Source organism: Corynebacterium haematomassiliense, from assembly GCF_013978595.1.
Lineage (GTDB): Bacteria > Actinomycetota > Actinomycetes > Mycobacteriales > Mycobacteriaceae > Corynebacterium > Corynebacterium lehmanniae.
The window spans coordinates 177,361-189,500 of sequence record NZ_JACDTZ010000002.1 but is presented as its reverse complement, the minus strand read 5'-3'; the positions used below and the strand labels follow the sequence as shown (position 1 = coordinate 189,500).

The following is a 12,140-nucleotide window of genomic DNA, read 5'->3' as shown; positions in this document are numbered from 1 at the left end:
GTGGACGCGCTGTGGATTGTAAGCCATACTGTTTCCCGTCGCGCGGCGAATGGGGGCCGCGCCTGATATTTCGGGGGTTTTTCAAGTTGGTTGCAACGTCTGCGCACCACGTCGTGCGCGTCACTGTCCGCATTTCGGTTGTCGCGTTCCACCGCGACATCGACGTCACGCTGCCGACGTCGTCGACGCTTTCGGAGGTGCTGCCGGAGCTCGCGCGCTTAGTGGAGCTGCCGGAGGTGCACCGCCCGTGGCAAGCCACCACCGCAGGCGGGGCGGTGCTGGATATGCACACGCCGCTGTACGCACTAAAGCTTCACGACGGCGCCACCGTCGCCCTCCATCCCCAAGAGCCCACGCCCCCGCCGGTCGTGCGCGACGCGGCCGACGCCCTGGCCGGGGCGGCCGAGTCGGCGCGGCAGGTGCGCGGGCTGGACGCGGCGGCGACGTTCGCCGGTCTTGCGGCGGTGCTGCTTCTGGCGCGGGTGTTCGCCCCGTGGCCGGTCGCGCTGGGGGCAGTGGCGCTGCTGGCGTTGGCGGTGACGTCGATAGGCAGGTCGCGCCCGGCGTTCGCCGCCGTGCCGCTGCTGGCGGGGCTCGCCGCGGGTGCGTGGGTCGCCGGTGGCGGCGGCGGTGCTGATGCGGCCTCGCTCGGCCTCGGAGCGTTGGCGGGCTTGCTCGCGGCGGCGGTGGCCGTCGGTGTCGGTGTGGCGCTGGGCTTGGCCGGGGCGGCGCAGGTGGCGTTCACCGCCGCGGTCTGCGTGCTCGGCGGCGCCGGGGCGGCCGGCGTGTGGCTGCCCGGCCCGCTCGCCCCACCGGCGCTGACGGTGCTCACCGGGGTGCTCGGGGTGATGGCCACGCCCGGCGCGTCCACGCGCGCGGCGGGGCTGACGGTGCCGCGGGTGCCAACCGCCGGCGAGGAGTTCGACCGCTCCGACGACTACCAGCACGACGTGGACGCCCGCAGCGCCGCCGCGTCCACCATCGCCTCCGCCATCTCGGCGGCGATCGCCGCGTGCTGCGTGCCGGCGCTTTTCTGGCTGGGCCGGGCCGGCGGGGCGTGGGTGTTCGTGTTCTGCCTGTGCGTGGCTGGCGCGCTGGTGGTCTACGCCTCGCGCCAGCACTGGTCCGTGCCGCGGGCGTGCCTGACCGCGGTGGCGCTTTCCGCCGTGGTCGCCGCCGTGGTCGCCGCGGCAAAGACCGGGCACCCGGCGTGCATCGCCGTCGCGGCGCTCGCGGCATTGGCTGCCGCGGCGACGGTCGCGTGGGCGCCGCGGGTGCCGGACGTGGAGCCGACCACCATCGTGTGGTTCGAGCGCGCCGAGGTCGCCGCCACCATCGCCGTGATCCCGCTGGCGGTGCACTTGACCGGGCTGTTCGACATGATCCGGGGGCTCTAAGATGCGCAAGTTCGTCGCCTCTGCCCTGCTCGCGCTCAGCCTCACGCCTGCGCCTGCCCAAGCCCAGGATGTGGCGTGCGCGGTGCCGGCGATCGTCGATACACCTGCTGCTTCACCCGCGACCGAAGCGCTGCGGGAGTTCGCCACCGGCGCCGGGGTGCGCGTGGCGGTGATCGACACCGGTGTCGCCCCGCACCCCGAGATCACCCACCTGCGACCGGGCCGCGACTTCGTGGCCGCGGACGCGCTGCACGACTGCGACAACCACGGCACCGCAGTCGCCGGGATCATCGCCGGGCACACCCTCGGCATCGCCCCGGACGCGGAAATCATCTCGATCCGCCAGACCTCGGCGCACTACCGCGACGTCGACGCCGGCAACCTGCAAACGCTCACCGACGCGATCCACAACGCCCTCGACGAAGGCGCGAGCGTGCTCAACATCTCCGTCGTGTCCTGCCTGGAGCCCGGGTTCGCTTCGCGCATCGACACCTCCGGCATCGCCGCCGCCCTCCACCGCGCGGAGGCGCAAGGCGCGGTGGTCGTGGCCGCCGCGGGCAACGCCGGTCCGGACTGCGAGCCCGGCTTCGAGGTCTTCCCCGCCCGCTTCCCCACCGTGCTGGCGGTCGCCGCGCGCGCCGACGACCACGCCATCGCCGACTACTCCCTGCCCGCCGCACTCTCCGCGCCGGGGCATGCGCCGGCCGCGCTCGCCCCGGGCGGGTGGGCGGAAGGCACGTTGGTCAAAGACGGCGTGCACCCGTACGCGGGCACGAGCTTCGCCACCCCGGTGGTCAGCGGCACGGTGGCGCTGTTGCAGTCGCGCTACCCCGGCATCGCCCCGGAGCATGTACGCTCGCTTCTCGACGCCTCCGCCCAACCCGGCGGCGGCGCCATCGACCCGCTAGCAGCGCTGACCCAACTGACGCCGCACGAGCTGGCGGACCGCCCGACCGCGCAGGTGAGACCCGTGGACCCGCGGCCCAACCCGGCCGTGGGCAGGCTCGGCGCGCTCGCCGGCGCGGCGCTCGCGCTGGCCGCGCTGGTGGTCGCGCTGCGCGCCCGGCAGCTCTAGCAACTGGGCCTAGTACGTCGCCGTCATCGCCGCGTCGCGCGAAAGCTCCGCGCCCTCCGGCAAAAGCGCGACGATCTCCCACGGCACGTCCTCCACGTGCGCCGCACCCACGGTCGCCAGCGTCTCGGCGTCGGGGGCGCGGTGGCGCAGCCCGTTGGCGGAAACGACGTGGAACCCGTGGCCCGAGTCCACCCCGACGGAGCCGCCGTCCAACCCCGCGAAGTGCGTGGCCACGGACGTGCCGGACAGCTCGATGCCCTCCGGCACCTCGTCCACGGTGGCCCCGCCGCGGTTTTGGTCCACGCACGCCAGGTGCGGCTCGACCCACCGCGGCCGCTGCCCCGGCAAACGCAGTTCCTCCTCCGCGTCCGGGTACGACGCCAGGGTTTCACGGCTCGCGACAGCGGCCTTCGCCCCGGCGTCCAAAAGCATGGTCCGTTGGGTGCCGGTGATCGGCTGGATGCGCCCGTCCGCGAGCGCCCAGGCTTGGTCGTCCGCGTCGATGATCTGCGGCAGCGGATCCGGCAACGCCGCCGGCGGCAGCTCCCGCAACGCGGAGATGACCTGCGTCGGCGGCGTCCACCGCGGCGTGTCCGGGGTAATCCCCAGCGCCCGGCGGATCACGCGGCCCTGCGGGGTGTGTGCCTCCGGCAGCAGGCGCCGCCCCTCAGCAGTAACCACCCACTCGCGGGTGGTGTCGGCGGCGAGGACGGCGGCGTCGATAGGCAACGGCTCCGGAGCCTTGCCCGCGACCACCGTGATCGTGTCCGCGCCGCACACTGACCAGCTGGCCGATTGCGCGTCCTCGGGCGCGAACATGCCCGGCGCGGCGACGATGCCCACCGGCACACCGCGCGGCAACTCGGCGAGCTTCTCGTCGCCGATGCGGGCGGGATCAGCCGCCTGCCCTGCAATCAGGCGCGCCGACGCCAAGTTCGTCACCGGGTGCGCCGCATCCCCCACGCGCACGTACAGCGTGCCGTCCGCGGCGCGCACAATCGGCGCATCACCCGGGTCCGCGTTCGGCCGCATCCACGCGAACAGCCCCATCACACCCGCGATCATCGCCACCGCCGCGGTGCCGAAAATGGTCGCGCGACGCCTCGAGGCCAACGGATCGTGGATCATGCGGATATCCCCGAAGACCAGGCCGTGTTCCATACGACGGCGCATGAACTTGTGCCCCGACACCTGGGCACGCGTGGTTGGCAGAAGCTTCGCCATGACAATTCCCCTCCCCCGAGAAAAACACCTGGCAAAAAGCTTACTGCGTCGCGCCCACCTCCGCGAGCGCAAACAGCTCGTCCGAGCCGTGCTCCTTACCGTCTGCGATCATCTCCTCCAGCTCCGCCTCGCTGAACTGGCTGTTCACCGCGAAGATCGCCGTTTTCCCCTTGCGGTAGACGGGTGTCACACCCTCGGAGACCCAGAAGTCGCGCAGCATCTCGTACGGCGGGTACTGGTAGTTCCAGAACGCGCCGGGGCTGAGCAGGAAGAACTTCACGTTGAGGTTCTCCACGGTCTCGTCGACGAGGTTGTGTTCTCCCTCCCCGATGAAGTCGGCGTTCCAGTACATGATGTCGCCGTTGGTGCCGCGCCCGCCGTTGGGCCACAGGTAGTGGCGGTTCAAGGTGGGCACGCCGTTGTAGGCGTACATCCAGGAGTAGCCGTCGGCGGGGTCGCCCGCGGTCAGGCCCTCCCAGGCGGCGGGTTGGGTGGCCAGCCAGTCGAAGGCTTCGAGGTCCTCGGCGTCGACCATGCGGTCGGCGACGCGGGCGGCGGCGTAGGTTTTTTCGGCGCCGTGGTCGGTGTGCTCGCGGATCATCGGGACCGCGGCGGAGGCGACGATGCAGGCGACGACGATGCCCGCGATTGCGGAGGCTCGCTCGCCTTTCGCGTACCGCTTAGCGACGGGCGCTGCCGTGACCACGCGAATCCCCGCCGCCACGGCAATAGCGGCCGAGGCCGTGACAGCCATGACCACCGGCATGATCAGGCGGTGGCCGGTGCTGTAGTGCAGGTTGCCCACGTAGTCGAGCAGGTGGCCGAGCGTGTTGCCGAAGGGCGCCAAGGCGTTGGCGGTAATGGCCAAAGACACCGCGTAGAAGAGCACCGGCCAGATCTGGCGGCGCCACAGCAGGCACACCACCGCACCCGCGGCGGCGAGCCAGAGCAGCACGGTGGGGTCGTACGCCGGGAAGAACTGCAGCACGTGGCGCGTCTCCATCCGCAGCGCTGTGCCCCACGCCCCGCCGACGCCCAGGGTTTCCTCTGGCCGCCAGGAGGCCACCTCGCCCGCCTGGGCGGAGCCGGCGAGCACCTGCGGGACGAACATGGCCACGCCGGCGACGGCGGGCACGGCGATCCACAGCGTGTCCGTTAGCCGCGTGCGCTCCGGGGAGGTCAGGGGGGAGGTCAGCCAGTAGAACCCGACGGCGAGCACGACGATGGTGACCGCGGAGGGGTGCACGCACAGCACCGCCACGAACGCGAGTGCGGCGGGCAGGGCGCTGGCGCGCCCGCGCGGCACGGGGACAAGCAGCCACGTCACGGTGCCGGTCAGCGCCACGGCGAACAGGTAGGGCCACATGCCCACGTAGTCCGGGATCCAGAACAGCTGCGGGGCGGCATAGCCCATGATCGCGGCGAGCGCGGCGGCGATCTGCGCCGTGACACCCGTGGAGCGCAAGAACGCGAACACCAGGCACGCCAGCGTCGCCGGCAGCGCAAGCGCGGGCAGCACGGCGGAGGCGATGTTCAGCGCCGGGATGGGGTCCAGGCCCGCCGTCTCGCCGAACAGGGCGATGCCTGCGTGGTAGGCGGACGGGTAAAACAGCTTCAGCTGGGTTTCCACGTTCTGCAGCTCGCCCATGCGGGTGGCGGAGGCGACGCCCTCGTCCATGATGAAGCGGACCAGGTTGGCGTGCCACTGCACGTCCCACCCCTGGACGATGTTGTAGACGCCGTTGGGCATCCGTTCCAGCCAGTGCAGCCTCTCCGAGGCCGCCATGAACGCGCCCACGCCGACGCCTACGGCGGGCAGCACCCAGTACGGGTCGGCGATGCTTCCCTTGCGCACGTCGCCGGGAAACAGCGCCCGGCGCCAGCTCACCGCTCCCCCGCGGCGCGCCCGGCGCACGAACATGTACCGCCACGCTGCGGCCGCCATGAGTGCCACGACCATGCTCACGCCGAACGTCCACAGGTTGTAGGGCGCGCTGGTCAGCCCCCAGAACCAGGAGGTCACGCCAAACAGGCCGAAGGTCACCGGCAGCGCGGCCACGCCTGCCGCCGGGGCTTTCATGCCGGCGACCCAGGAGAACACGAATCCGGGGAGGGTGAAGAACACCACGGCAAACCACGCGGCAGCGACTGTTGTCATGGCACCTCCCGGTTCTGATGTAACCCAAGCATGCTACATCTCGCGCATAGCTCTCGTCGTTTCGGCTCGCGCCGCCAGGTCGCTATCTGCCGGGTAGTCCACCCCCACCAGTGTGAGGCCGCGGGCGGGGGCGAGGGGGACGTCGGGCTCGCGGGCGTCGAGAAGCAAAAGCTCCTCCGGCCACTCGGGCGCGCGGCGGCCTTCGCCGACGGTGAGGCAGGTGGCCACGAGCGCGCGGACCATGTTCCAGCAGAACGCGTCGGCGGTGATGCGCGCCTCGAAAAGCTGCGGTTCGACTTCGCGCCAGGTGAAGGAGTGCACGTCGCGGATGGTGGTGGCGTGCTCCTTCGGGCGGCAAAACGCCGCGAAGTTGTTCAGGCCCACCAGCGCGTCGGCGCAGGCCTGCACCGCGTCGAGGTCCACGGGTTTCGGCCACACGGCGGTGTCCCGCGCGCGGGTGGGTACCGCACCCGCGGGGTGGGTGGTCACCCGGTAGCAGTAGGTGCGGGTCAGGGCGGAAAAGCGCGCGTCGAAGCCCGCGGGGGCTTGGGTGACGCCGAACACGCGGACGTCCTCAGGGAGCAATTTTGCTAATCGACGCACCAACCGCCCCGGATCCCCCTCAATCGAGCGCTGGTTGAGCGAGTCTTTGGGAATGTCGGCGTGCGCGACCTGGCCGGAGGCGTGCACGCCCGCGTCGGTGCGCCCGGCGACGGTCAGCGCCACGTCGGTGCGCAGCACGAGCGACAGCGCGTCTTCGATGGTCTGCTGGACGGTGCGCAGGTCCCCTTTTTGGCGGGCCCAGCCGTGGAAGTCGGTGCCGTCGTAGGCGATGTCCAGGCGCAGGCGCAGCGTGTCGTCCATGGTGAGGCATTGTATCGCCGGAATTGGCGCGCACAGCAAAGCGCCCGTCCACGCTGCAGTGCAGGTGGGCGGGCGCTCGTGCGGGGCGTAGCTGTGGGCTACTTCTCCTCTGCGGTCTCCTCAGCCGGAGCCTCGGTGGACTCTGCGGCCTCTGCCGGAGCCTCCTCAGCCTTGGCCTGATCGGCCTGGCGGGAAGCGGCGGCGCGTGCTGCGCGGGTTGCCTCGGAAGACACGGTCTCCTCGAGGACCAGAGAGATCTGGGTCATCGCAGCGTTGTCGCCGGCGCGGTTCTCCAGCTTGATGGAGCGGGTGTAGCCGCCATCGCGGTTGGCGAACTTCGGCGCGAGCTCGTTGAACAGGTAGGTCACAACCTCCTTGTTCGGAAGCTCGGCGAGCACGGCGCGGCGGTCAGCCACGGTGCCCTTCTTCGCCTTGGTGATCAGCTTCTCGGCGTACGGACGCAGCATACGTGCCTTCGCGTCCGTCGTCTTGATTGCGCCGTGCTCGAACAGGGCCAGGGCCAGGTTGGACAGAATGTGCTTCTGGTGGCCGGCCGAGCCTCCGAGACGGGCGCCCTTCTTCGGGGTAGGCATTTTCGTACTCCTCGTGTGCGGTTAATTGAGCGCGTGCTCTGTGGTGTTACTCGGTCTCGTCCGCGCTGGTGTCGACGTAGTCGCCAGTCTCGGCGTCGTATCCTTCGATCTGGGTCGGGTCGAAATCTTCCGGAGCGTCCTTGAGGGTCAGGCCCAGGCTGGCAAGCTTGATCTTGACCTCGTTGATGGACTTCTGGCCGAAGTTGCGGATATCCAGCAGGTCAGACTCGGTGCACTCTGCGAGCTCACCGACGGTGTGGATGTCCTGGCGCTTCAGGCAGTTGTAGGAGCGCACGGAGAAGTTCAGCTCCTCGATCGGCGTGGAGTACGCGGCGATGTACTCGGTCTCCTGCGCCGACGGGCCGATCTCGATGCCCTCGGCCGCGGTGTTCAGCTCGCGCGCCAGGCCGAAGAGCTCCACCAGGGTGGAACCGGCCGACGCGAGGGCGTCACGTGCGGTCATGGAGTTCTTGGTCTCCACGTCGATGATCAGCTTGTCAAAGTCGGTGCGCTGCTCAACACGGGTCGCCTCAACCTTGTAGGCGACGCGGGTGACCGGCGAGTAGATCTGGTCGACCGGGATGCGGCCGGCCTCACCGCCGGAGTTGGGCATGGCCGGGACGTAGCCGCGGCCGCGCTCGACAACAAGCTCCATCTCGAGGCGAGCCTGCTCATTCAGCGACGCGATGTGCAGATCCGGGTTGTGGATCTCCACGCCAGCCGGCGGCTCGATGTCGCCTGCGGTGACGTCGCCGGGGCCCTCAACAGCAAGCTGCATGACAACCGGCTCGTCGGAGTCGGAAGACAGGACGATGTCCTTGATGTTGAGGATGATCTCAGAGACGTTCTCCTTGACGCCGGTGATCGTGGTGAACTCGTGGAGCACACCGTCGATCTTGATGGAGGTCACGGCTGCGCCCGGGATGGACGACAGCAGCGTGCGGCGCAAAGAGTTGCCCAGGGTGTAACCGAAACCAGGCTCGAGCGGCTCGATGATGAACTTCGAGCGGTTGGTGTCGATGTACTCCTCGGTCAGTTCAGGACGCTGAGAGATGAGCATGAACTTCTCCTTTGTCGGCTCCCGCTATTTGAAGCCGGTAGGAACGGATATGTGGAAGATTCCGAGCACCGGCCGAACGCGTCGACAGTGCGCGGGGTGAAGCAAACGAAAGTTTACTTCGAGTAGAGCTCGACGATGAGCTGCTCCTGCAGCGGCACGTCGATCTGAGCGCGCTCGGGCAGCTGGTGCACGAGAATGCGCAGGGTGTCCGGAACGACCTGCAGCCACGCCGGAACGACGGCCTCGAGCAGGTTGTCCTGAGCCTCTTCGAACCACAGCATGCTGCGGGACTTGTCGCGGACGTCGATGATGTCGTACTGCGTCACCGCAAACGACGGCACGTTGATGTGCTTGCCGTTGACGGTGAAGTGGCCGTGGGAGACCAGCTGACGTGCCTGACGGCGGGTCTTAGCCAGACCAGCGCGGTAGATCACGTTGTCCAGACGGGACTCCAGCAGGATCAGCAGGTTGTCGCCGGTCTTGCCCTGACGACGGTTCGCCTCTTCGTAGTAGCGGCGGAACTGCTTCTCCATCACGCCGTAGGTGAAGCGAGCCTTCTGCTTCTCCTGCAGCTGGAGCAGGTACTCGGACTCCTTGATGCGGGCGCGGCCTGCCTGCCCCGGGGGGTACGGGCGACGCTCGAAGGACATGTCGCCGCCGACGAGGTCGACGCGGAGGCGACGGGACTTACGGGTAGCAGGGCCGGTGTAACGAGCCATGTTTCTTTACCTCTTTTCCTTTCAGCCTTAAACGCGACGACGCTTCGGCGGACGGCAGCCGTTGAACGGCTGCGGCGTCACGTCGGAGATCGAGGACACCTCCAGGCCGGCAGCCTGGAGCGAACGGATTGCGGTCTCGCGGCCGGAGCCCGGACCCTTGACAAAGACGTCGACCTTCTTCATGCCGTGGTCCATCGCCTTGCGGGCAGCGTTCTCGGCAGCCATCTGCGCGGCGAACGGCGTGGACTTGCGGGAGCCCTTGAAGCCGACGTGGCCGGAGGATGCCCAGGAGATCACGTTGCCCTGCGGGTCCGTGATGGACACGATGGTGTTGTTGAAGGTGGACTTGATGTACGCGTGGCCAGCGGCCACGTTCTTCTTGACGGTGCGGCGTCCGCGACGCGCACCGGAACGAGTCTGAGGAGCCATAGGTTACTTCTTCTTTCCTGCGATGGTCTTCTTCGGGCCCTTGCGGGTGCGCGCGTTGGTCTTGGTGCGCTGGCCGCGGACGGGCAGGCCACGACGGTGGCGCATGCCCTGGTAGGAGCCGATTTCAATCTTGCGGCGGATATCTGCCTGCACCTCGCGGCGCAGATCGCCCTCTACGGTGTAGGAGGACTCGATCGCGTCGCGCAGAGCGGCGAGCTGATCGTCGGACAGATTGTCCGTACGCAGGTCCGGAGAAATGCCGGTCTTCTCGAGCAGTTCCTTGGCTCGGGTTGCACCGATGCCATAGATGTAGGTGAGTGCGATCTCCATGCGCTTGTTGCGCGGGAGATCCACACCAGCTAGACGTGCCATGAGGTACGTGCCTTTCGGGTTGTTACGGTGGTTTTCTCCCCACCCGTCCACGCCAAACAACGCTTTGTCCGGGCCGTGCCGGAGAGTGGGTTGTGGTTACGCGCGGCTCCAGCCACCGTGGCCAGAGGTGCACGATCCGCCACCGGGACGGATCTGGGTGAGAAGGCTGAAATGCTTACTTGTAGCGGTAAGTGATACGCCCGCGGTCCAGGTCGTAGGGGGAAAGTTCCACCACGACACGGTCCTCCGGGAGGATGCGGATGTAGTGCTGGCGCATCTTGCCACTGATGTGGGCGAGAACCTCGTGCCCGTTGTCCAGTTCGACCCGGAACATCGCGTTCTTCAGGGGCTCGACAATGCGGCCCTCAACCTCGATTGCGCCTTCTTTCGCCATACACTCCACTTCCTACGCCGCCTGAAAGTGCAGGCAGCAGACGTATTTACCGGTTACATGCGGGGCCTGCGCAAGGTTGCACAAACACCGCTGGACTACATTAGCCATTTACCTGCGAAAACGCAAAAAGCCCCAGCGCTAGCCGGGGCTCATCGCGGGCACGTGCTAGAACACGTAGACCTTGTCGCCGATCTGCAGGTCGTTGAAGTACCGCTGCGCGTCCGCGCGGTAAAGGTGGATGCAGCCCGCAGACGGCACGTACGGATCATCCTGGTGGAACGCGATGCCGTTGTTGGTGAAGTACACGGAGTACGGCATCGGAGCGTTGTTGAACTCGTAGGAGATCTCGTCCTTGACCTTCCGGTTGACGTAGTGCGTGCCCTTCGGGGTGTCCTGACCCGGGCGGCCGGAGCTGATCTGCACCGGGCCGTAGTAGATCTCGCCGTTGTTCTGCAGCCAGGACTTCTGGTTGGTCAGGTCCACGCAGGCCTTCGCGTCCGCCGGGCACGGGGAGGTACGCGGCGCAGGTGCCGGGGCCGGTGCCGGAGCTGGCGCCGGCTCGGGCTTCGGTGCGGGGGCCGGTGCCGGCTTCGGCTTCGGGGTCTTCTCGGCGATCAGGCCCGGGAAGAACATCTCGAGGATCTCGTCGATGCGCTGCTTCGCCTTCGCCGGCAGCTGCGGGTCGATGGCGGCCAGAGCGTCAGCCTGCTGGCGCAGGCCGTTGCGGATGTTCCACGCGGCGTCGCGCGCGGACTTATCCAGATTGCTGAAGGAGGTGGTCGCCTGGTTGGACAGCGAGTCCAAGCTGGACATGGCAACCGGGTTCTGCGCGGGCGCGGCCTGGGCGGAAACCGGTGCTGCCAGGGAGGCGACGACACCGAGGCCGGCAGCGAACGTGGTTGCGCGTCGCTTCAGCGGCGACTGCTTTGCGTGGCGGGGACGGTAAGACATGGCGGAAGTATAACCTCCCTGTCATCAAACGCACCACAACGCGCCAGAAAACTACACGCGCGGCGTAAGAATTCTCGGGCCGCCTGCGGTCGCCGCGACGGTGTGCTCCCAGTGCGCGGCGGGTGCGCGGTCTACGGACACCACGGTCCATTCGTCCTCCAGCACCTCGGTGTCCACTTCCCCGCCGAGGATCAGCATCGGCTCGATGGCCAGCACGGATCCGTCCTGGATGACGGGACCGCGGTTCGGCTTGCCCTCGTTGGCCAGGTACGGCTCTTCGTGCATGGTGTGGCCGATGCCGTGGCCTCCGTAGCCGTCGACGATGCCCAGCTCCACCCCGAAACGCTCCTCAGCCGCGTGGGTGGCCAGCTCGAGCGCGTGGGAGACGTCGGTGAGCTTGTTACCCGGCACCATCGCCTTGAGGCCTTCCGCCAGCACCCACTCGGTCGCGCAGTTGAGGGCGTCCACCTCCGGAGCCAACTCGCCGATGCCGAACGACCAGGCACTGTCGCCCACCCAGCCGTCGAGGGTGGCGCCGCAGTCGATGGAGACCAAGTCGCCTTCTTCGAGCACAATGCTTTTCGACGGAATCCCGTGCACGACCACCTCATTCACCGACGCGCAGATAGAGCCGGTGAAGCCCTGGTAGCCCAAAAACGTCGGGATGGCGCCATGGTCGCGGATGACCGTCTCGGCGACCTTGTCCAGGTCGAGCGTGCTCGCTCCGGGTTTCGCTGCCGCGCGCACTTCCTGCAGGGCGGTGCCGACGATGCGCCCGGCGGCCTCCATGGCGTCGAGCTCCTCCGGCGTCTTGGCCGCGATCTTGCGTTTCCTGAAAACCATTGCGTGGTGGTCCTTTGGTTCGTCGATAAGCGAAATGCGAAAGGCCGGTGCAAACACACCG

At 68.3% G+C, this 12,140-nt stretch carries 13 protein-coding genes; 2 read left to right on the top strand and 11 right to left on the bottom strand.

The window, feature by feature from the left end:
- Positions 1–86 precede the first annotated feature (86 nt).
- Positions 87–1,397: a type VII secretion integral membrane protein EccD gene (gene eccD / locus H0193_RS10270; RefSeq protein WP_181889832.1), complete on the top strand. Its 1,311-nt coding sequence runs from the start codon at positions 87–89 to the stop codon at positions 1,395–1,397.
- A gap of 1 nt (position 1,398) precedes the next feature.
- The gene (locus H0193_RS10265) at positions 1,399–2,472 is read left to right on the top strand and encodes a S8 family serine peptidase (protein WP_202032266.1); all 1,074 of its coding nucleotides are present in this window, start codon (positions 1,399–1,401) and stop codon (positions 2,470–2,472) included.
- 9 nt (positions 2,473–2,481) lie between these two features.
- Here the strand turns inward: H0193_RS10265 and eccB are convergent, their stop codons facing one another.
- From eccB to map, 11 genes are all read right to left on the bottom strand, one after another.
- On the bottom strand, positions 2,482–3,696 hold the full coding sequence (gene eccB / locus H0193_RS10260; RefSeq protein ID WP_181889831.1) for a type VII secretion protein EccB: 1,215 nt from the start codon (positions 3,694–3,696) through the stop codon (positions 2,482–2,484).
- 40 nt (positions 3,697–3,736) lie between these two features.
- The gene (locus tag H0193_RS10255; protein ID WP_181889830.1) at positions 3,737–5,854 is read right to left on the bottom strand and encodes a DUF6541 family protein; all 2,118 of its coding nucleotides are present in this window, start codon (positions 5,852–5,854) and stop codon (positions 3,737–3,739) included.
- 33 nt (positions 5,855–5,887) lie between these two features.
- Positions 5,888–6,718: a tRNA pseudouridine(38-40) synthase TruA gene (truA, locus tag H0193_RS10250; protein ID WP_181889829.1), complete on the bottom strand. Its 831-nt coding sequence runs from the start codon at positions 6,716–6,718 to the stop codon at positions 5,888–5,890.
- A 98-nt stretch (positions 6,719–6,816) separates the two neighbouring features.
- Positions 6,817–7,311, bottom strand: coding sequence for a 50S ribosomal protein L17 (rplQ, locus tag H0193_RS10245; protein WP_181889828.1), 495 nt, complete (start codon positions 7,309–7,311; stop codon positions 6,817–6,819).
- Between the two features lie 46 nt (positions 7,312–7,357).
- Complete coding sequence (locus tag H0193_RS10240; RefSeq protein ID WP_181889827.1) at positions 7,358–8,371, bottom strand: DNA-directed RNA polymerase subunit alpha; 1,014 nt, start codon at positions 8,369–8,371, stop codon at positions 7,358–7,360.
- Positions 8,372–8,484: 113 nt separating this feature from the next.
- Positions 8,485–9,090 carry a 30S ribosomal protein S4 gene (rpsD, locus tag H0193_RS10235; RefSeq protein ID WP_181889826.1) on the bottom strand — a complete coding sequence of 202 codons (606 nt, stop codon included), beginning with the start codon at positions 9,088–9,090 and terminating at the stop codon, positions 8,485–8,487.
- Between the two features lie 27 nt (positions 9,091–9,117).
- The gene (rpsK, locus tag H0193_RS10230) at positions 9,118–9,519 is read right to left on the bottom strand and encodes a 30S ribosomal protein S11 (protein ID WP_038609718.1); all 402 of its coding nucleotides are present in this window, start codon (positions 9,517–9,519) and stop codon (positions 9,118–9,120) included.
- Between the two features lie 3 nt (positions 9,520–9,522).
- Positions 9,523–9,891 carry a 30S ribosomal protein S13 gene (gene rpsM, locus H0193_RS10225; RefSeq protein WP_034997293.1) on the bottom strand — a complete coding sequence of 123 codons (369 nt, stop codon included), beginning with the start codon at positions 9,889–9,891 and terminating at the stop codon, positions 9,523–9,525.
- A 175-nt stretch (positions 9,892–10,066) separates the two neighbouring features.
- Positions 10,067–10,285, bottom strand: a complete 219-nt coding sequence (infA, locus tag H0193_RS10220) for a translation initiation factor IF-1 (protein WP_019193979.1) — start codon at positions 10,283–10,285, stop codon at positions 10,067–10,069.
- A 165-nt stretch (positions 10,286–10,450) separates the two neighbouring features.
- Positions 10,451–11,236 carry a L,D-transpeptidase gene (locus tag H0193_RS10215; protein WP_181889825.1) on the bottom strand — a complete coding sequence of 262 codons (786 nt, stop codon included), beginning with the start codon at positions 11,234–11,236 and terminating at the stop codon, positions 10,451–10,453.
- Positions 11,237–11,287: 51 nt separating this feature from the next.
- The gene (gene map, locus H0193_RS10210) at positions 11,288–12,079 is read right to left on the bottom strand and encodes a type I methionyl aminopeptidase (protein ID WP_181889824.1); all 792 of its coding nucleotides are present in this window, start codon (positions 12,077–12,079) and stop codon (positions 11,288–11,290) included.
- Positions 12,080–12,140 lie beyond the last annotated feature (61 nt).

Coding starts and splice junctions, on each gene's coding strand:
- H0193_RS10215 (WP_181889825.1), bottom strand. CDS start 11,236: ATGTCTTACCGTCCCCGCCACGCAAAGCAGTCGCCGCTGAAGCGACGC.
- H0193_RS10240 (WP_181889827.1), bottom strand. CDS start 8,371: ATGCTCATCTCTCAGCGTCCTGAACTGACCGAGGAGTACATCGACACC.
- infA (WP_019193979.1), bottom strand. CDS start 10,285: ATGGCGAAAGAAGGCGCAATCGAGGTTGAGGGCCGCATTGTCGAGCCC.
- eccB (WP_181889831.1), bottom strand. CDS start 3,696: ATGGCGAAGCTTCTGCCAACCACGCGTGCCCAGGTGTCGGGGCACAAG.
- rpsK (WP_038609718.1), bottom strand. CDS start 9,519: ATGGCTCCTCAGACTCGTTCCGGTGCGCGTCGCGGACGCCGCACCGTC.
- map (WP_181889824.1), bottom strand. CDS start 12,079: ATGGTTTTCAGGAAACGCAAGATCGCGGCCAAGACGCCGGAGGAGCTC.
- rpsD (WP_181889826.1), bottom strand. CDS start 9,090: ATGGCTCGTTACACCGGCCCTGCTACCCGTAAGTCCCGTCGCCTCCGC.
- rpsM (WP_034997293.1), bottom strand. CDS start 9,891: ATGGCACGTCTAGCTGGTGTGGATCTCCCGCGCAACAAGCGCATGGAG.
- truA (WP_181889829.1), bottom strand. CDS start 6,718: ATGGACGACACGCTGCGCCTGCGCCTGGACATCGCCTACGACGGCACC.
- rplQ (WP_181889828.1), bottom strand. CDS start 7,311: ATGCCTACCCCGAAGAAGGGCGCCCGTCTCGGAGGCTCGGCCGGCCAC.
- H0193_RS10255 (WP_181889830.1), bottom strand. CDS start 5,854: ATGACAACAGTCGCTGCCGCGTGGTTTGCCGTGGTGTTCTTCACCCTC.
- H0193_RS10265 (WP_202032266.1), top strand. CDS start 1,399: ATGCGCAAGTTCGTCGCCTCTGCCCTGCTCGCGCTCAGCCTCACGCCT.